We start from the raw sequence: 17,026 nt of genomic DNA on the forward strand, positions 1-17,026 counted from the left end.
TTGCGCAATGTGTCCAGTCGAGGAGCGCCCGTGGACGAGATCGACGGCAAGATGATCGACCTGTTCGCCAGCGAGCCGCGCCTGGGCGTACTGGAGGCCAGCCGACGGCTCGGCATCGCGCGGGGCACGGTGCAGGCACGGCTCGACAAGCTGGCCGCGGCCGGGGTCATCACCGGGTGGGGCCCGGACCTCTCCCCCGAGGCGATCGGCTACCCCGTGACCGCCTTCCTCACCCTCGAGATCCGCCAGGGCTCGGCCGACCGCGGCGGCCACGACGCGGTCGCCGCCCACCTCGCTGGCATCCCCGAGGTGCTCGAGGCCTACACGATCACCGGCGCCGGCGACATGTGGGCCCGCGTCGTCGCGCGGTCCAACGCCGACCTGCAGCGCGTCATCGACCTCGTCCTCACCGAGCCGGGGATCGACCGCTCGACCACCGTGATCGCCCTCGCGACCCAGATCCCCTACCGGGTCGTGCCGCTGGCACGCGCGGCGACCGGCGGACTCGACCAGGTTTGACTGATTGTGGCGATGCCTCCGGGGACCGGCCGACCTAGCGTCGAAAGCTCGTGCGACATCTCGGTCACACTCATCCCCCCTTGAGGAGTGTCATGTTCCGATCATCTCGTCTCGCGGCCGCACTCGTGACGCTGGCCGCCGTCGTCGTGGCCGGCCAGCCGTCCTCGGCCGTCCCCGACCCCGCTCCCGTGAGCGGCGCGATCTTCACGTCCGACTCCAGCGGCGAGCCGGTCAACCTCAACCACTACCCGAGCAAGGAGGCGGTCTACCTCAACGGCGGTCCGGGCACGAACGCGCCCGACGACGCAGCCGGGCTGCCCGACGGCACCTACTACTTCCAGGTCACGGACCCGAGCGGGAAGACGCTCCTGTCCTCGGACGAGATCGAGTGCCGCCAGTTCACCGTGCTGGGAGGCGTCATCCAGGACGTCGTCCCGAGCGGCGGCTGCGAGCACGACACCGGCATAGACGGGGAGGACGACGGCGCGACTGTGCAGCTGTTCCCCTACGACACCACCCCCAACCCGGGTGGCGTCTACAAGGTCTGGGTCACCCCCGTCGGGTCCTACGACTGCACGGGGTCCGGCAACAAGCACTGCTTCGTGCCGTCCCAGAGCAAGACCGACAACTTCAAGGTCCTCGAGGACGCGACCGTCGAGATCGACGCCCGCTTCTGGAAGAACGGTGTGGCCATGCTGGGCATGGCGGCCTACTGGACCGACACCAACGGCGCGTCCAACGTGAAGTACTCGGAGTACGCGCCCGAGCTGCTGGCCTTCCGCGAGGCCCACATCGAGGCGGTCGAGCCCGGCACGCACATCGTGACCGTCGGGGACCAGGACGGGTGCCGCATCAGCAAGGTGCGCGGGGCCCGGGGCGAGAACGTCCGAGCCGGCAAGGACGGCCTCTACCGCGTCGAGGTGGATGTCGCCGTCTGGCGGGCCGGCGCCGACATCACCTACCGGGTGGAGGTCACCTGCCGCTGAGCGGCGAACGCTGATCCGTGTGGGCGGGGGCTCAGTCCCCCGCCCGCATGATCAGGCAGGTGGAGGTCGCGTGGGCCACGAGCCGGCCGGACTCGTCGCTCAGCTGCGCCTGTGCCAGCGCCGTACGTCGTCCCCGCTGGATGACGGTGCCCTCGCAGGTGAGCAGCCCGGAGTCCACCGTGACCGGCCGCAGGAACTTCACCGTCAGGTCGACCGAGGTGTAGAGCTCACCGACCGCGAGCGTCGTGTGCACCGCGCACGCGGCGGCGGTGTCGAGCAGCGTCGAGATCACGCCGCCGTGGACGCTGCCCAGCGGGTTGTAGTGGAAGGACGCGGCCGGCATCTCGACGACCACGCGGCCCGGTTCGGGACGCAGGTCGGTGAAGCCGAGCGTGTCCATGATCGGCGGGTGCGGCAGCTCGCCGTCGCGCATCGCCTCGAGCTGCTGGAGGCCGTCGAGCTCCAGGGGGCGCGCCAGGTCGGCCTGGCCGGGCGAGGCCCAGGTGAAGGTCCGGCTCTCGGTCGTGAACTGGGTCTGCGTCATGGACCCAGCCTCGCACCCGGTTGCTGAGTCTGTCAACGAGACCTAGGCTGCGGGCATGAGCACCTCCCCCGTCGCCCTGCAGTGGTCGACCGACAACTGCACGGTCGGCCGGACGATGGAGGTCCTCGGTGAGCGGTGGACCATGGTCGTGCTGCGCGAGGTCTTCAACGGCGTGCGCCGCTTCGACGACATGCGCCGCCACTCGGGCATCCCGCGCCAGGTGCTCACCGACCGGCTGGCGTTGCTCGTCGAGGCGGGGATCCTGCGGCGCGAGCCCTACCGGGAGCCGGGCCAGCGCGAGCGCCACGAGTACCGCCCGACCGACAAGGGCTTCGACCTCTACCCCGTGCTCGTCGCCGTGCGGGCGTGGGGCGATCGCTACCTCGCCGACCCCGAGGGCTCGCCCGTCGAGTTCGAGCACGTGGGGTGCGGGGCCGAGGTCGGTCTGGTCCTGCGCTGCGCGGAGGGCCACGAGGTGACCGGGCGCCGCGACGTAGCCACCCGACCCGGCCCGGGGATCAAGCCGTTCGCCTGAACCCTCAGCGCAGCCGCGCGGCGACCTCGGCCGCGGCAGCGATGACCTGCGGCGCGACGACGTCCTCGTCGATCGCTCCGTCGAGCGTCACGATGCCCACGCTGGCGCGCAGCCCGTCCACGCCCCGCACGGGCGCGGCGAGACCGCGGGCGCCGGTCTGGAGCTCGCCGCTCGTGACGGCGTACGCCGCCTCGTCCACGTCGACCAGCCCGATGGCCTTGCCCGCCGCGCCCTGCGTCAGCGGGTGCCGGGCACCGACCCGGTAGGACACGTGGAAGTCGGTCCACGACGGCTCGACGACCGCCAGCGCGAGCGCCTCCTCGCCGTCGGCCACCGTGAGGTGGGCGGTCGACCCGAGCGACTCCGCGAGGCGCCGCAGCACCGGCAGGGCGAGGTCGCGCAGCAGCGGCTGCACCCCGCTGGCCAGGTGGAGCACGCCGAGGCCCACAAAGAGCCGGGACCGCGCGTCGCGCCGCACCAGCCCGTGCTGCTCGAGGGTGCTGATCAGCCGGTAGACGACCGTGCGGTTGACCTCGAGCCGGTGCGACAGCTCGGTGACCGTCAGCCCCTCCGGGCTCTCCGCCAGCACGCGGAGCGCCCGGAGGCCGCGGTCGAGCGTCTGCGAGGTCTCGGCGGGCACAGGGCCACTATGACAGCCGAGCGGTGCCAGCCGGACGAGGGCAGTCGAGCGCTCAGGAGGTCTTGCGCACGGCCCACTCGCGGATCCGGTTGATCCGCTCGTGCAGCTGCTCGGCGTTCGCCACTGCGGCCGGCGGGCCGCCGCACTCCTTGCGGAGCGCGTTGTGGGTGATGCCGTGCGCCTGCCCGGTGCGGTGGTGCCAGGCGGCGACGAGGCCGTTGAGCTCGCGCCGGAGCACCCCGAGCTGCTGGTGCGTGCTGAGCTCCTGCACCGAGTCCACGACCCGGTCGCCCACGCCCTCCGCCTTCTGCTTGCGGGCGCGCTCGCTCTGTCGCGAGTGCAGGAGCTCGCGCACCTGGTCGGGCTCGAGGAGACCGGGGATGCCGAGGAAGTCCATCTCCTCCTCGGAGCCGGAGACCACCTCACCGGAGTGGCCGAACTGGGCGCCCTCGTAGAGCACGTGGTCGAAGGAGGCGGTGGACCCCAGCGCCTCCCACGACATCTCGAGGTCCTCGGAGGCGCCGTCCTCGGCGTTGGCCGCGGCGAGGAGCCCCTCCTCGGCGGCGAAGATGTCGTCCTCGTCCTGCACGCGGCGCCCGAGCACGTGGTCGCGCTGGGCCTCCATGTCGGAGGCGAACTCCAGCAGGTGCGGGACCGACGGCAGGAACACCGACGCGGTCTCGCCGCGCGACCGAGCACGCACGAAGCGGCCGACGGCCTGGGCGAAGAAGAGCGGGGTCGACACGGTGGTCGCCCACACGCCGACCGCGAGGCGCGGCACGTCGACGCCCTCGGACACCATCCGGACCGCGACCATCCAGCGGTCCTCGGAGTGGGTGAACTTCTCGATCTTCTTCGAGGAGCCCTTCTCGTCCGAGAGCACCACCGTGGGTGACTCGCCGCTGATCTTCTTCAGCAGGGCGGCGTAGGCCCGCGCGGTCTCCTGGTCACCGGCGATCACCAGACCGCCGGCGTCGGGCACGTGACGGCGTACCTCCGACAGACGCCTGTCCGCCGCCTGCAGCACCGCCGGGATCCACGACCCGCGGGGGTCGAGGGCCGTACGCAGCGCCTGGGCGTGCATGTCCTTGGTGAGCGGCTCCCCCAGCCGGGCGACGACCTCGTCGCCGGCGCGCGTGCGCCACTGCATCTCGCCGGAGTAGGCCATGAAGAGGACCGGTCGCACGACGTGGTCGGCGAGCGCGTGGGCGTAGCCGTAGGTGTAGTCGGCCGCCGACGTCGGGATGCCGTCGTCGCCGGGCGCATAGCTCACGAACGGGATGGGGTTGATGTCGGAGCGGAACGGCGTGCCGGTCAGCGCGAGCCGGCGGGTGGCCGGGTCGAACGACTCGCGCACACCCTCTCCCCACGACAGCGCGTCGCCGGCGTGGTGGATCTCGTCGAGGATGACCAGCGTCTTGAAGCGCTCGGTGCGGATCCGCATCGCCAGCGGGTTGACCGCGACGCCGGCGTAGGTGACGGCGATGCCGACGTAGTCGTCGGAGGTGCGCCCCTTGCCGGCCGAGTAGGTCGGGTCGATCGGGATGCCGGCGCGCGCGGCCGCCTCCGCCCACTGGGTCTTGAGGTGCTCGGTGGGCGCGACGACGGTGATCCGGTCGACGACCCGGCGGCTCAGCAGGTCGGCCGCCACGGTCAGCGCGAACGTCGTCTTCCCGGCGCCGGGCGTCGCCACCGCGAGGAAGTCGCGCGGCTGGCGGGACTGGTAGGTGTCCATCGCCGCCTGCTGCCAGGCGCGGAGCGAGGGCGCAGTGCCCCAAGCGGCCCGGTCGGGCCACGCGGGGGGCAGCGGCGCGTCAGGCCGCCCCGTCACGCCTCGGAACCCGAGCCGTCCGAACCGGACCCGCCACCGGGCTTGTCGCCCGACTTCATCGAGTCCCAGATCTCCTTGCACTCCGGGCAGACCGGGTACTTCTCCGGAGCGCGCGAGGGCACCCACACCTTGCCGCACAGCGCGATCACAGGAGTGCCCATGACCATCGCCTCGGTGAGCTTGTCCTTGGGCACGTAGTGCGAGAACCGCTCGTGGTCACCCTCGTCCGTCGGGACGGTCTGACGCTCTTCGATCGTCTGGGTGCCCGGGGAGAATCCGATGGTGCTCATGATGGGCAAGCCTAAGGCATCGGCCTCAACGATCGGCCGTCGCGAGCAGGGCGAGCGATGAGGGCGCTGCCTGTCAACGCGGATGTCAGTTGAGGTCGGGGTCGAAGGGGCGATTCACGTGCCAGGCGAGCATGCCGGGCTGGCGCCGCATCACGTCACGCCACAGCTCGCTCGGGTCGTCACGGAAGGCGTCGGCGGCCTCGCTGGTGACGACGTACCAGCTGCCCTCCTCGACCTCGCCGTCGAGCTGACCCGCACCCCAGCCGGCGTAGCCCGCGAACACCCGCATGGCGCTGAGCGTGCCGTCGACGAGCTCGGTCGGGGTGTCGAGGTCGACCATGCCCAGCAGGCCGGCGACCGGGCGCCAGCCCACGGGTGGGTCCTGCGGGTCACGCAGCGCACCGACGGCGAGGGCACCGTCGGTGCCCACCGGCCCGCCGCGGAACAGCACCTCGGGCTCGGCGACCACGTCGCGCCACGGTTCGAGGACGTCGGCGACCATGATCTGCGAGGGGCGGTTGAGGATGACGCCCAGCGCGCCCTCCTCCGTGACGTCGAGCAGCAGCACGACCGTGTCGGCGAAGTTGGGGTCCTGCAGTGCCGGCGTCGCCACCAGCAACATCCCCGATGCGAGCTGCATGCACCCACTATGGCCGACCTCGGGTCGCGGCACACCACCCTCGCGACGACCCCGCGGGAGCCCCGGGGTCACCTAGGCTGCGAGCCATGGAGAACCGCCGCCGGCAGCGCTGGCCCGACGCGACCCGGCGGGGACTCGTCGACGTGGCGGAACAGCTGTTCACGCAGCACGGCTACGCCGCCACGTCGCTCGACGCGATCGTCGCTGGGGCCGACGTCACCAAGGGCGCGCTCTACCACCACTTCAGCGGCAAGCGGGCGATCTTCGAGGCCGCCTTCGAGCGCGTGCAGTCGCGGGCCACGTCGGGCATCGCACAGGCGATCGAGGGACACCAGGACCCGTGGGACAAGGCGCAGGCCGGGTTGCGGGCCTTCCTCGCCGCGGTCCAGGAGCCGGGCTACCGCCAGGTCGTGGTCTCCGACGGACCGTCGGTGCTCGGCCACGAGCGCTACCGCGAGCAGGAGGAGCGTTCGACGTACGCCATCGTCGACGAGATCGTGCGCTCGGTGCTGACGGCGGAGGAACCCCTCCGCGACGGCACCGGGCTCGACGACGCGATGCTCGACACCTTCACCCGCATCTTCTTCGGTGCGACGTCGGCCGCGGGCGGCTCGGTCGCGGTCAGCGACGACCCGGCCGCGGCCGCCGCGCGGGTCGACGTGGCCATCGGCGTCATCCTGGCCGGCCTCAGGGGCCTGCTCGGGGAGGGCGCCGCGGCGCTCGACGTGGGGACTACTTCGCGAAGGTGACGTTGCCGTTGACGGCCGGGACGAGCTCGACCCACACACGCCCGGCGGGCACGGTGAGGTCGCCGCCCTTGGTCGAGAGCTCGATGTCGCCCTTGAGACCGTCCTTGCTCCACGTGCCCTTCACGACGCGACCGCCGTGGAAGAGCAGCGCCGCGCCCTTCCCCTCGAACTTGGTCTCCGGGACGGGGTAGCCCGCCGGGTCGCGGTAGCCGGCGTCGCCGACCCTGACGCGCAGCACGAGCACGGAGTCGGCGGGGAACTGGTCACCCTGGGCGGCGTAGGAGTCGGTGTTGACGTAGCCGCCCTTCTGGAACTGCCAGCTCGTCGAGTGCGCACCGAAGTCCGCGGTGAGCGTGCTGGCCTTGGCGCCCTTGGGCAGGTCGGCGGCGTCGCCCCACGGCAGGTAGGCCGGCGGCTCCTCCTCGGCCTCGAGGCCCTTGGCGATGTCACCGAGCCGGGCGAAGAGGTTGTACGGGGCCGAGCGCGAGGTCTCGCGGTAGACACCGGCGTCGCCCTCGGTGATCCAGGGGATGCCCGCGCCGTTGACGCGCTGGATCGTGACGGGTGCCGCGCCGCTGGTCACGACGGTCGCGCCCTCGGGCACGATCCCGATGTCGCTGGCGCGCATCGAGCGGACGGGGCCGATGCTGGCGGGCACCTTGGAGTAGTAGAACGCCGCGAGACGCGTGTAGCCGCCCTCGACGAGCTCCTCCACGACGAGGTCCGCCGAGCCCAGACCCACCTGAGGGGCGCTGGACGAGGTGTTGTCCACCTTGGTGACGACGACCGGGTGCTTCGGGGCGTCACCCTTGCGCTCGAGCCCGGTCAGGGGCCAGTACGTCGGCTCCGGCGGCTCCTCGGTCGTCTCGGACGCGGTCGGCTCGGAGGAGGCAGAAGCGCTCGGGGCCGGGTCGTCGTCGCCGCCGCTGCAACCGGCGAGGAGCAGCGTGGCCGCCGCCAAGGTGGCGATCGCGCGGGACGAGGGGTGACGACGGTGACGCACGGGGGAACTCCGATCGAGCGGGGGTGTCGAGCCAAGGAAAAGTCTGGAGGCGCGCCTCCCCCGATCGGGGAAGGCGCGCCACAGGGTAGATCAGACTCAGGCGCGGCGGAGGGTCCCGGCGAACCACGCGGAGGTCCACGGGGCGGCGACGTGCACGCGCGAGCCGGGCCGCGGCGAGTGCACCATCAGCGCGTGCCCGTTCGACCAGCGCAGGAAGATCGCGGCGTGGTAGACCCCGCTGCCGCTGCTGAAGAACATCAGGTCGCCGGGACGCAGGTCCTTCTTCGCGATGCGACGGGCCGCGCCAGCCTGGGCGCTCGAGGTGCGCGGCACGGCGATGCCCGCTCGACTGTAGGCGTAGCGGATCAGGCCGGAGCAGTCGAAGCTCGCCGGGCCGGCGGCGCCGTACGCGTAGGCGTCGCCGCGCTGGGCCATGGCGATGTTGCGTGCGGTGAGCACGCGATTGGCCACCCGGCGCTTGGCGCTGACCGGCGCCTTCTTCTGCGTGGTGGTCGTGGCGGAGGTGGTGTCGGACGTGCTGCCGCTGGGGGCGGCGTCGGCAGGCAGGGCGCTCATCGTCGTTGCGGTGAGGCCGAGCCCGGCGAAGGCGAGCGCGGCGGCTCGCACGATGCGAAGGGTCGCAGGCATGGTTGTTCCTTTCCCACGCCTGTGAGGTGAGCTGTCGGGCTAGGGCTGGAAAGTGCCCTGCCACCGTGCTCCCGTGATGCTTCTGAGAGCTGGGCGGCTTCGCCCCGAGCCGGTCGTCGACCGGCGGTGGAACCTGTGGGTCCCCCACTCCTGCCCCGGTGTGTCTCGGGGGTCGTCCCGGCCGGGCAGGACTCGGCGTAGTCCGGGACGGTTGGGTCTCTCGACCGCCATCCAAGGTGACAGACGACCCGGCGGACACGCAAAACCGGCCACGGTCCCGAGCGTGGGACCGTGGCCGGGATCACGCCCGGGGCGGGCTCAGCCGAGCTTGCGCCCGCCGTCGACGTACAGCGTCTGACCGGTGATGAACGACGCCTCGTCGCTGCACAGGAACGCCGCGGCCGCGGCGATGTCCTCGGGCTGGCCGACGCGCCGCACGGGCGTCGCCTCGGCGTTGAGCCGCTGCAGCTCCTCGGGCTCGAGCTTGAGGCGGCGCGCGGTGGCGTCGGTCATCTCCGTGACGATGAAGCCGGGCGCGATCGCGTTGGCGGTGATGCCGAAGGGGCCGAGCTCGATGCCGAGCGTGCGGGTGAGGCCCTGGATGCCCATCTTGGCCGCGGAGTAGTTGGCCTGGCCACGGTTGCCCAGCGCTGACACGCTGGAGAGGTTGAGGATCTTGCCGTACTTCTGCTCCACGAAGCGCGACTGCGCCGCCTTGGTCATGTTGAAGACGCCCTTGAGGTGGACGTTCATCACCAGGTCCCAGTCCTCCTCGGTCATCTTGAAGAGCAGGTTGTCGCGGGTGATGCCGGCGTTGTTGACGAGCACGTGGATGCCGCCGAGCTCGTCGACCACCCGCTGCAGGGCGGCCTCGGCGGCGGCCGCGTCGACGACGTCGCAGCCGATCCCGACGGCGCGGGCGCCCTCGGCCAGCTCGAGCCGGCCGGCCGCCTCCTGGGCGGCGGCCTCGTCGAGGTCGAGGATCGCGATCGAGGCACCCTCGCTCGCGAGGCGCTGCGCGATGCCGAAGCCGATGCCTCGCGCTGCTCCGGTGATGACGGCGACGCGGCGGTCGAATCGACCCATTGCGATGACTCCTCAGGCTCGGTGACGTCTTGCCCGGTGAGGGTAGTGCGTGGGGCCGGAGGGGAATCACCCGACTTGTGGAGATCCCGTGCAGTGCGCTCGCGCGGACGCCCCGGGTGGCCTAGCGTTCCAGCATGGGACGGGGGCATTTCCGTGGCGCCATGGGCGTCGCCGTCGCGATGGCGGTGGTGACGTGGGTGGTCGCTGCTGCCCACCACCTGCCGGTGCGCGACCCCGACGGGGTCTCCGTCCCGACCTGGGTGCGGTTGCCGCTCATCGTCCTGGCCGCGGTGCTCCTCGACCTGGTCGCACGCTGGACGGCGTACGTCCGCGCGACGCCAGGCTCCGGTGCCTGGCAGGCGTTTCGCACCGTGCTGCGCGAGCGGTGGACCCGGGAGCAGGTGTGGTTCACCGCCAGCGGGCTCGTGGCCTGGTACGTCTCCTACGTCGCGTTCCGCAACCTGAAGGGCTACCTGCCGTTCGTCAACGACCGCCTCTGGGACACCGAGCTGGCGCGGCTCGACCGGCTGCTGTGGCTGGGCCACGACCCGGCCGGCGTCCTCCACGAGGTGCTCGGCACGGGGTGGGCCGCCTGGCTGCTGTCCGGGGTCTACGTGCTGTGGATCGGGCTGGTCCCGGCGGCCCTCGCGATCGCCCTGGTGTGGACCCGGCGCTCGATCACGGGCGCCCTCTACGTCACGGCGGTGACCTACAACTGGCTGCTCGGCGTCGCGGTCTACTACCTGGTGCCGTCCCTCGGGCCGGTCTACTCGCGCCCCGAGGAGTTCGCCGGGCTGCCGCGCACCTTCAACACCTCGGTGCAGGAGCTGCTGCTGCGCGACCGCATCGCGGTGCTCGCCGACGCCTGGGACACGCGAGCGGTGCAGACGGTCGCGGCCTTCGCGTCGCTGCACGTGGCCATCACGATCACCACCTGCCTGGTCGCCGAGCTGCTGCGGCTGCCCCGGTGGGTGCGCCTGTCCGGATGGGTCTTCGCCGGGCTGACCTGCCTGTCCACGGTCTACCTGGGGTGGCACTTCTTCGTCGACGTGCTCGGCGGGGTGGTCGTCGGCACGCTGGCCCTCGTCCTCGCGGCCTGGACCACCGGCCACCCGCTCCGGCGGCGGGACCGCACCTGGTCGCTGCGCGAGGCCCGGGCGCGCGAGGACGAGCAGGTGGCAGGCTAGCCATCACAGCTGGGACGCGAGCGCGTCCCGCAGCTTCTCGGCGTACGCCGCCGCCTCGCCGTCGGCGTACTTCGTGCGCGGCCAGAAGAACCCGCGGAGTCCGTCGCCCTTCGTGCGCGGCACCACGTGGAGGTGAAGGTGCGGGACGGACTGGCTGACCGTGTTGTTGACCGCCAGGAAGGACCCCTGGGCGCCGAGCGCGTCCTTGACCGCGGTCGCCAGGAGCTGGGCGGCGGCGAGGAACCCGTCGCGCTGCCCGGCGGGGAGGTCCGGCAGGGTCTCCAGGTGCGTGCGCGGCACGAGCAGCACGTGCCCCTTGAAGAGCGGCCGGGTGTCGAGGAACGCCACCAGGTCGTCGGTCTCCAGCACGAGGTGACCGGGCAGGTCGCCGGCGATGATCTGGCAGAACACGCATCCGTCCACGTCACGGATGGTGCCACGCCGTCGGGTGGGGCACCGACCGTCGGGGTGGGGCGTGAGCACCGGCCGCGTGCCTAGCCTCGACGGCGTGCAGACGTTCCTCCCCCACCCGGACTTCGAGGCGTCGGCGCGCGCACTCGACCAGAAACGGCTCGGGAAGCAGCGTGTCGAGACGATCCAGGTGGTGCGCGCCCTCACCGTCGCCGACTACGGCTGGGCCAACCACCCGGCAGCCCTGATGTGGAAGGGCTACGAGGAGGCGCTCGGGCGCTACGGCTTCGTGTGCTGCGAGGTCTGGGTCGAGTCGGGATTCGGCGACACCTGCGCCGCCACGATCGCGGCCGACCTCGCCGCGGCGGGTGTCACGACGGTCCGCACGCAGGCCGACCTCGCGGAAGCCGGCGCGCTGCCGCCGTGGTTCGGCGACGCCGACCTGCACCGCAGCCACCAGTCCGCTCTGGTCCGCAAGGATCCCGAGTTCTACCGCCCGCAGTTCCCCGAGGTGCCCGACGACCTGCCCTACGTGTGGCCGGTCCGCTCGCCCGCCGTCGTCGAGGCCGAACGTCGTCGCGCGGAGAACGCCGTACGGCGAGAGCAGCGCGCCGCCGAACGCCTCCTCGAGGAGGCCGAGCGGGCCCGCCGCCGCCGCAGCCGCGCCGCGCGGAAGGGGTGGCAGACGCGACGGGAGACGTAGCCCGCACGTGGGACTTGGCCTGTTCCACCCACGCCCGAGCCCCGTCGGTGTGAGGCTTCAGTGTCAGCACATCTGATTCCGTGGGGGAACACATGCACCACCAGCTCGTCCGTGCGGTCGCGCTCGCCATCGTCGCCCTCGGCCTCGGCGTCTCGGTCCAGGCGCCGGCGTCCGCCGTCGTCGACCGCGACTGCGGCGACTTCGCCAGCCAGGCCGCGGCCCAGAACTTCTACCTGCAGGCCGGAGCGGGCGACCCGCACCGGCTCGACGACGACGGGGACGGCGTCGCGTGCGAGTCCAACCCGTGCCCGTGCATCGGTCGCGGCAACACCTCGCCGCAGCAGTTCGCCAACACCGGCACCACCCAGAACCAGCAGGGCTCGGTGACCTACCGCGAGACGGGCAACGTCGTCCGCGTCACCGACGGCGACACCCTCCGCGTCCGCCTGCGTGGCGGGGCACACGTCTCGGTCCGCATGCTCGGCATCGACACGCCGGAGCGGGGCCGCTGCGGCGCCGACGACGCGACTGCGAACCTCCGTCGCCTCGCGCCGGTCGGGTCGACCGTGCACCTCGTGTCCGACCGGACCCAGGCCGCGAAGGATCGCTACGGCCGGTTGCTGCGCTACGTCGCACGCCAGGGCGGCTACGGCGACCTGTCCTTCCGGCAGGCCTGGGACGGCTACACCCGGCCCTACGTCTTCGGCGGCACGCCCGTCGCACGGCACCGCGAGTACGTCCGCGCCATCGGCCACGCCCGCAACCACGTGCGCGGTGCGTGGAAGCGCTGCTGGTAAGCCTGGTGCATGATCCTGCCCGCCGTCCGTGACCCGCGCCTGGTCACCGTCAGGCGCGGCGGCACGCTGACCGACGAGGACCACCACCGGCTCGCGCTGTGGGCGGCCGCGTGCGCGGAGCACGTGCTGCCCCTCTTCGAGGCCTCCGAGCACGACCTGGGCGCGGCGGCGTACGCCATCAAGGCAGCCGTCGCCGCCGCCCCTGCCGAGCAGGCGGACGGCGTACGACGTGCCGAGTGCCGGTGGCAGCGCGACCGCCTGCCGGTCGAGGTGCGCGACCTGGTGCTGGAGGACCAGGGCCGACGCAACACGATCTGCTGGAACGTGTTCGACGTCTAGGCTCGCCGGATGCGCATCGTCTCGCTGATCCCCTCCGCCACGGAGATCCTGTTCGCCGTGGGGGCGGGTGACGACGTCGTCGGGGTGACCTTCGAGTGCGACCACCCGCCGGCCGCCCGCGGGCGGCGCGTGGTGTCGACCTCGGCGATGCCGGAGGGCCTCGCACCCCAGGAGATCGACGACTTCGTGGCCGCCGCGATGACGGCGGGTGAGGACCTCTACCGGCTCGATGCCGGCGCCCTTTCCGCGCTCGACGCCGACCTCGTGGTCACCCAGGACCTGTGCGCCGTCTGTGCGGTCGACGTCGACACCGTCGACGAGGCGCTCGGCCACCTGGGGTGTCGCGCCGAGGTGGCGACCCTCGACCCGCACTCCCTCGACGACGTGCTGGCATCGATCACCGAGGTCGGGCGCCTCACCGGCAAGGACGAGCAGGCGGCCGCGGTGGTGGCGGGCCTCGAGGAGCGGCTGGCGACGGTCGCCGACCGGGTCGCCGGGCTCCAGCGGCCCCGCGTGCTCGTGCTGGAGTGGACGGACCCGCCCTTCGCGCCCGGGCACTGGATCCCCGAGATGGTCACCCGCGCCGGGGGCGAACCGGCCCTCGGCGTCGCCGGCACCCGCTCGGGCCGCATCACGTGGGAGGAGGCGGTGGCCTCACGGCCCGACGTCGTGGTGTGCGCGCCGTGCGGCTTCGACCTCGAGGGCAGTACGACGTTGGCCGAGGCCGTGCGCGACCGGTTCCCGGGCGTGCCGGTGTGGGCCGTCGACGCCGACGGTCACTTCGCCCGCCCCGGCCCGCGGCTCGTCGACGGCGTCGAGGTGCTGGCGGGGATCCTGCACCCGGACGCGGTGACGCCGTCGGACCACTGCCGTCAGGTCTGAGGACGCTCAGCGCGCACCAGGACCTCGAACTCCCGGCCGTCCCGCAGCGCCGCGAACGAGCCGACCCTCTCGAAGCCCAGGGACTCCACGGCGCGCCGCGCGCGGGCGTTGAACGACGCCACCGTCACCCGGAACGCCGCCGGCGCGAAGGTGGTCCGGCCGAAGTCGAGCCCTGCCCTGATGACCGCGCGCCCGAGTCCCTGCCCCGTGAGCGAGGGTCGGAGCCCGCCACCGGTGTCGAGCGCCGAGTCGTCGTACTCCCAGCCCGGCACCTGCCCGTCCGGCCCGAAGGAACGGAAGCCGATCAGCCGCTCCCCCGCGAGCACCGCGTGGAACCCGAGGGCGGGGTCGAGCAGCTCGGCGGGGTCGGCACCGGCGAGGTCGTAGACGTCGTACGGCGCGTCGTAGCGCCACGTGGCCAGGTCCTCCGCGTGCTCCCTCGTCAGCGGCGCGATGCGGATCATGGCGGGGTCGACGAGATCAGGGCGCATGCGCGCAGTGTGCACCCACCGCTACATTCGAAACGTCATCCACCGGAGGAGCGACCCGTGATCGAGCTGACGCAGGGACAGGAGCTCGCGCTCACCGCCGACGACGGGTCGAGCCTGACCACCGTGCAGATGGCGGTCGGCTGGGACCACTCCCCCACGGCCGGGTTCCTGGGCAGCGGAGCACCGCCGATCGACCTCGACGCCTCGGCCGTGCAGTTCGCCGGCGAGCAGTTCTTCGACCTGGCGTTCTTCAACCACCTCGCCACCCGGGACGGCTCCGTGGTGCACCTGGGCGACAACACCACCGGCAAGGGCGCGGGCGACGACGAGGTGATCACCGTGGACCTCGGCCGGGTCTACCCGCGGGTCGACTCGATCCTGTTCATGGTCAGCAGCTACCAGGGCCACTCGCTGGAGTTCGTCCGCAACGCCTACTGCCGTCTCGTCGACCACGACGGCACCGAGCTCGCCCGCTACACCCTGACGCTCGGGGTCCGCGAGACGGGGCTCGTCATGGCCAAGCTCTTCCGCGACGGAGAGGTCTGGACGCTCCGCACGATCGGGACCGGCATCGCGCTGAAGACGCCGACGGACTCGATCGAGGCGCTCGTGCCCTTCGTCCGCTGACACCTGCCCGTCAGCCCGACCGTGTCCCCCACCGGGAGGAGGGGTGGGGCAGCCAGTCGTAGACCACCGACGTGCGCAGGACCAGGTCGTGGAGGGAGCGGCGGTCGCGATCGACCGCGCACCACAGCAGGCCCACCGGGAACAACGCGCACGTCACCGCCCTCACGAATGCTCGGACGATCCCCAGCAGGGCGCCGTTCCTGCTCGTCACCCGGACCCCCCAGACGTGGTCGCCGATGGTGCGCCCGGCCATCCACCAGGAGACGGTCAGGTACAGCACGAGGTAGACGAGGAAGAGCGCCACCGACCACAGGAGGGAGGGGTCGGGCATGCGGAAGCGGCGCGGGTCGAGCACGAACAGGAGGGCGACCCACGCGGCGTACGAGCCGGCCAGCGCGAGCGCGACCACGAGGGCGTCGACGACGCTCGCTGCCACACGCGTGACGACGCCGGCGCTGGCCCCCTGGTAGGAACGCGCCTCGCGGGGGACGCTCACCATCTCCGAGTCGTTCACGGCGGCGTCGTCGGGTCCGTCGGGTCGGCGCGCTTGCGGCGGCGCCGGAACAGGTGGTTCTCCATGCCCCTGCTGATGGCCTCGTCAGCCGAGATCCCCGTCATCCGCGCGCCACGGATGGTCTCCGACGCCATGGACCCGCTGGAGTCGCGGATGATGGCGGGCAGGTCGATGGCGTCGATCACCTCCTCGACCATCGCGACGAGGTCGATCCGGGCGATCACCGCATCGAGGTCGAGCCGGGCGGCGATCGCGTCGATGTCGACGCCCGCCACCGCTGCGTCGAGGTCAACGCCCGCCACGACCACGTCGAGGTCCACGCCTGCCACCGCCGCGTCCAGGTCGACCCGCTTCACGATCGCGTCCAGGTCGAGGCGATCGACGACCGCGTCGATGTCGACCGCGCGTACGACGTCGTCGAGGTCGACGTGGCGGACGACCAGCCCGGTCAGGTCCAGGCGGGAGACCACCCGCTCCACCATGACGGGCGCCCAGTGGTCGAGGAGCGCCTGCGCCGCGCGCACCACCTCGGCGCGGCGGGCGGCGCCGTGTCGGGCCGCACCGTCGACCAGTGTCGCGGGCTGCCAGCGCTCGGGGACGAACCGAGGGCGCCAGATCATCCTCCGGTGCAGGAGGGGCAGGTCCACGACGGCACGCCCCAGCGCCACCCCGGTGCCGACGACCGCGCCCGCCACCCCCAGGGCGACGTCGAGGACCTGCTGCGGCTCCTGGAGGACAGCGCCCTCGACCGGCACTCGCGGCGCTTCCGCCAGGCGTGTCATCCACCCAGCCTCCTGCTGCGCCGACCGGGCCGCCTCACCCGATGGGGATGAGGGGCATCGGTGGTCGCCCTGTGCATCCGGCCACAAGGCCCGCGCGCCGTGCGGCACCGCGGCAGTCCTCGCCGTCCCCCACGGCTCAGTCCGGCGTCGCCACCGCGCGGCGGATCCGCTGGTGCAGGTCGGCGAGCTCGTCCTCAGGGCTCCAGGTCCCCGGGTCCGCAGCGCTCGGCCAGCCGGTCACCTGCGCGACGGCCCATGCCACCCAGTCGAGCACCGCCGTCTCGGCGTCGACGTGCTCGCGCAGGGTGAGTGCTTGCAGGTGCACGCGTTCGGGGAACCGAGCACCGTCCGTCAGCGTCTGCTCGATCATCGCGTCGAGTCGGCCGAGACGCTCCCGGGCGTCGTCCGCCATCTCGGCGAGGGTCATCAGCAACGCCTCCTTCGATCCGGCGTCGGCGAAGAACACCTTGAGCATCGCCTCGAAGTCAGCGGCGCGAGGCTCCGGCGGACGCCCCAGCCAGGCCGCGAGCTCGTCGCGGCCCTTCTCGGTGATCTCGTAGACCGTGCGTCGTCGCTGCCCGGTGTACCCCGGCGTCGCGGTCGCCAGGCCGTCGGCGACCAGGCGCTTCGGCTCGTCGTAGAGACGACGCTCGGCGCGGGGCCAGAACCAGGTCAGGCTGCGTTGCACCTGCTGGGCGAGCTCGTACGTCGACCACGGCTGGAGGGCGAGCAGGCCGAGGATCGCGTACGCCGTCGTCGGTCGTGGTCTAGCGGGGGCCATGCTGAATGTTGACATAGTGCAACGTGCAGTATCTACTGCGT

Annotated in this window: 23 protein-coding genes and 1 riboswitch; of the genes, 10 read left to right on the top strand and 13 right to left on the bottom strand. The window is 72.3% G+C overall.

Going from position 1 to position 17,026, the window contains the following annotated elements; translation table 11 throughout:
- Positions 1-30 precede the first annotated feature (30 nt).
- Both HOO61_RS21160 and HOO61_RS21165 read left to right on the top strand, forming a co-directional pair.
- Positions 31-519 (top strand): Lrp/AsnC family transcriptional regulator, encoded by a 489-nt coding sequence (locus HOO61_RS21160; protein WP_172261589.1) that lies wholly within the window; start codon positions 31-33, stop codon positions 517-519.
- Positions 520-611: 92 nt separating this feature from the next.
- On the top strand, positions 612-1,505 hold the full coding sequence (locus HOO61_RS21165) for a hypothetical protein (RefSeq protein ID WP_172261591.1): 894 nt from the start codon (positions 612-614) through the stop codon (positions 1,503-1,505).
- 31 nt (positions 1,506-1,536) lie between these two features.
- Here the strand turns inward: HOO61_RS21165 and HOO61_RS21170 are convergent, their stop codons facing one another.
- Positions 1,537-2,049, bottom strand: coding sequence for a PaaI family thioesterase (locus HOO61_RS21170; RefSeq protein WP_172261593.1), 513 nt, complete (start codon positions 2,047-2,049; stop codon positions 1,537-1,539).
- Positions 2,050-2,104: 55 nt separating this feature from the next.
- Here HOO61_RS21170 and HOO61_RS21175 point away from each other — a divergent pair, with 55 nt between their 5' ends.
- Entirely contained in the window at positions 2,105-2,584 is a 480-nt protein-coding gene (locus tag HOO61_RS21175) for a helix-turn-helix domain-containing protein (RefSeq protein ID WP_172261595.1), read from the top strand.
- Between the two features lie 4 nt (positions 2,585-2,588).
- Here the strand turns inward: HOO61_RS21175 and HOO61_RS21180 are convergent, their stop codons facing one another.
- The 4 genes from HOO61_RS21180 to HOO61_RS21195 form a co-directional block, all read right to left on the bottom strand.
- Positions 2,589-3,224 carry a helix-turn-helix domain-containing protein gene (locus HOO61_RS21180; RefSeq protein WP_172261597.1) on the bottom strand — a complete coding sequence of 212 codons (636 nt, stop codon included), beginning with the start codon at positions 3,222-3,224 and terminating at the stop codon, positions 2,589-2,591.
- Positions 3,225-3,276: 52 nt separating this feature from the next.
- On the bottom strand, positions 3,277-5,031 hold the full coding sequence (locus tag HOO61_RS21185; RefSeq protein ID WP_216659187.1) for a DEAD/DEAH box helicase: 1,755 nt from the start codon (positions 5,029-5,031) through the stop codon (positions 3,277-3,279).
- A gap of 20 nt (positions 5,032-5,051) precedes the next feature.
- Complete coding sequence (locus HOO61_RS21190; protein ID WP_172261601.1) at positions 5,052-5,345, bottom strand: DUF3039 domain-containing protein; 294 nt, start codon at positions 5,343-5,345, stop codon at positions 5,052-5,054.
- Between the two features lie 85 nt (positions 5,346-5,430).
- Positions 5,431-5,985: a YqgE/AlgH family protein gene (locus tag HOO61_RS21195; RefSeq protein ID WP_172261603.1), complete on the bottom strand. Its 555-nt coding sequence runs from the start codon at positions 5,983-5,985 to the stop codon at positions 5,431-5,433.
- 86 nt (positions 5,986-6,071) lie between these two features.
- Between HOO61_RS21195 and HOO61_RS21200 the strand changes: the two genes are divergently transcribed.
- The gene (locus HOO61_RS21200) at positions 6,072-6,734 is read left to right on the top strand and encodes a TetR/AcrR family transcriptional regulator (RefSeq protein WP_172261605.1); all 663 of its coding nucleotides are present in this window, start codon (positions 6,072-6,074) and stop codon (positions 6,732-6,734) included.
- On the opposite strand, the gene HOO61_RS21205 is transcribed toward HOO61_RS21200, so the two are convergent.
- The 3 genes from HOO61_RS21205 to HOO61_RS21215 form a co-directional block, all read right to left on the bottom strand.
- The gene (locus HOO61_RS21205; RefSeq protein ID WP_172261607.1) at positions 6,718-7,737 is read right to left on the bottom strand and encodes a DUF3048 domain-containing protein; all 1,020 of its coding nucleotides are present in this window, start codon (positions 7,735-7,737) and stop codon (positions 6,718-6,720) included. The genes HOO61_RS21200 and HOO61_RS21205 overlap by 17 nt on opposite strands.
- Positions 7,738-7,833: 96 nt before the next feature.
- Complete coding sequence (locus HOO61_RS21210; RefSeq protein ID WP_172261609.1) at positions 7,834-8,385, bottom strand: C40 family peptidase; 552 nt, start codon at positions 8,383-8,385, stop codon at positions 7,834-7,836.
- 3 nt (positions 8,386-8,388) lie between these two features.
- Positions 8,389-8,593: riboswitch (cyclic di-AMP (ydaO/yuaA leader) on the bottom strand.
- Between the two features lie 110 nt (positions 8,594-8,703).
- Entirely contained in the window at positions 8,704-9,471 is a 768-nt protein-coding gene (locus HOO61_RS21215; protein ID WP_172261611.1) for an SDR family NAD(P)-dependent oxidoreductase, read from the bottom strand.
- A 134-nt stretch (positions 9,472-9,605) separates the two neighbouring features.
- Here HOO61_RS21215 and HOO61_RS21220 point away from each other — a divergent pair, with 134 nt between their 5' ends.
- On the top strand, positions 9,606-10,658 hold the full coding sequence (locus HOO61_RS21220; RefSeq protein WP_172261613.1) for a phosphatase PAP2 family protein: 1,053 nt from the start codon (positions 9,606-9,608) through the stop codon (positions 10,656-10,658).
- A 3-nt stretch (positions 10,659-10,661) separates the two neighbouring features.
- Here the strand turns inward: HOO61_RS21220 and HOO61_RS21225 are convergent, their stop codons facing one another.
- Positions 10,662-11,081, bottom strand: coding sequence for an HIT family protein (locus tag HOO61_RS21225; RefSeq protein ID WP_172261615.1), 420 nt, complete (start codon positions 11,079-11,081; stop codon positions 10,662-10,664).
- Between the two features lie 85 nt (positions 11,082-11,166).
- On the opposite strand from HOO61_RS21225, the gene HOO61_RS21230 reads away from it, so the two are divergent.
- The 4 genes from HOO61_RS21230 (at position 11,167) to HOO61_RS21245 (ending at position 13,790) form a co-directional block, all read left to right on the top strand.
- Entirely contained in the window at positions 11,167-11,772 is a 606-nt protein-coding gene (locus HOO61_RS21230) for an MSMEG_6728 family protein (protein WP_172261617.1), read from the top strand.
- 92 nt (positions 11,773-11,864) lie between these two features.
- Positions 11,865-12,569, top strand: a complete 705-nt coding sequence (locus tag HOO61_RS21235; RefSeq protein WP_172261619.1) for an excalibur calcium-binding domain-containing protein — start codon at positions 11,865-11,867, stop codon at positions 12,567-12,569.
- Positions 12,570-12,578: 9 nt separating this feature from the next.
- Positions 12,579-12,908, top strand: coding sequence for a putative immunity protein (locus tag HOO61_RS21240; RefSeq protein ID WP_172261621.1), 330 nt, complete (start codon positions 12,579-12,581; stop codon positions 12,906-12,908).
- A 9-nt stretch (positions 12,909-12,917) separates the two neighbouring features.
- Positions 12,918-13,790, top strand: a complete 873-nt coding sequence (locus tag HOO61_RS21245; protein WP_172261623.1) for a cobalamin-binding protein — start codon at positions 12,918-12,920, stop codon at positions 13,788-13,790.
- Here the strand turns inward: HOO61_RS21245 and HOO61_RS21250 are convergent.
- On the bottom strand, positions 13,781-14,281 hold the full coding sequence (locus HOO61_RS21250) for a GNAT family N-acetyltransferase (RefSeq protein ID WP_172261625.1): 501 nt from the start codon (positions 14,279-14,281) through the stop codon (positions 13,781-13,783). The two genes, HOO61_RS21245 and HOO61_RS21250, sit on opposite strands and share 10 nt — an antisense overlap.
- 57 nt (positions 14,282-14,338) lie before the next feature.
- Between HOO61_RS21250 and HOO61_RS21255 the strand changes: the two genes are divergently transcribed.
- The gene (locus HOO61_RS21255; RefSeq protein ID WP_172261627.1) at positions 14,339-14,908 is read left to right on the top strand and encodes a TerD family protein; all 570 of its coding nucleotides are present in this window, start codon (positions 14,339-14,341) and stop codon (positions 14,906-14,908) included.
- A 10-nt stretch (positions 14,909-14,918) separates the two neighbouring features.
- On the opposite strand, the gene HOO61_RS21260 is transcribed toward HOO61_RS21255, so the two are convergent.
- From HOO61_RS21260 to HOO61_RS21270, 3 genes are all read right to left on the bottom strand, one after another.
- Complete coding sequence (locus HOO61_RS21260; RefSeq protein WP_216659163.1) at positions 14,919-15,422, bottom strand: RDD family protein; 504 nt, start codon at positions 15,420-15,422, stop codon at positions 14,919-14,921.
- Positions 15,419-16,204: a hypothetical protein gene (locus HOO61_RS21265; protein ID WP_172261629.1), complete on the bottom strand. Its 786-nt coding sequence runs from the start codon at positions 16,202-16,204 to the stop codon at positions 15,419-15,421. The genes HOO61_RS21260 and HOO61_RS21265 overlap by 4 nt, the downstream gene beginning before the upstream one ends.
- Positions 16,205-16,340: 136 nt before the next feature.
- A complete protein-coding gene (locus HOO61_RS21270; RefSeq protein WP_172261631.1) occupies positions 16,341-16,985 on the bottom strand; it encodes a PadR family transcriptional regulator in 645 nt (214 codons plus the stop codon).
- Between the last annotated feature and the right edge of the window lie 41 nt (positions 16,986-17,026).

This window comes from Nocardioides sp. zg-1230, from assembly GCF_013155335.1.
Lineage (GTDB): Bacteria > Actinomycetota > Actinomycetes > Propionibacteriales > Nocardioidaceae > Nocardioides.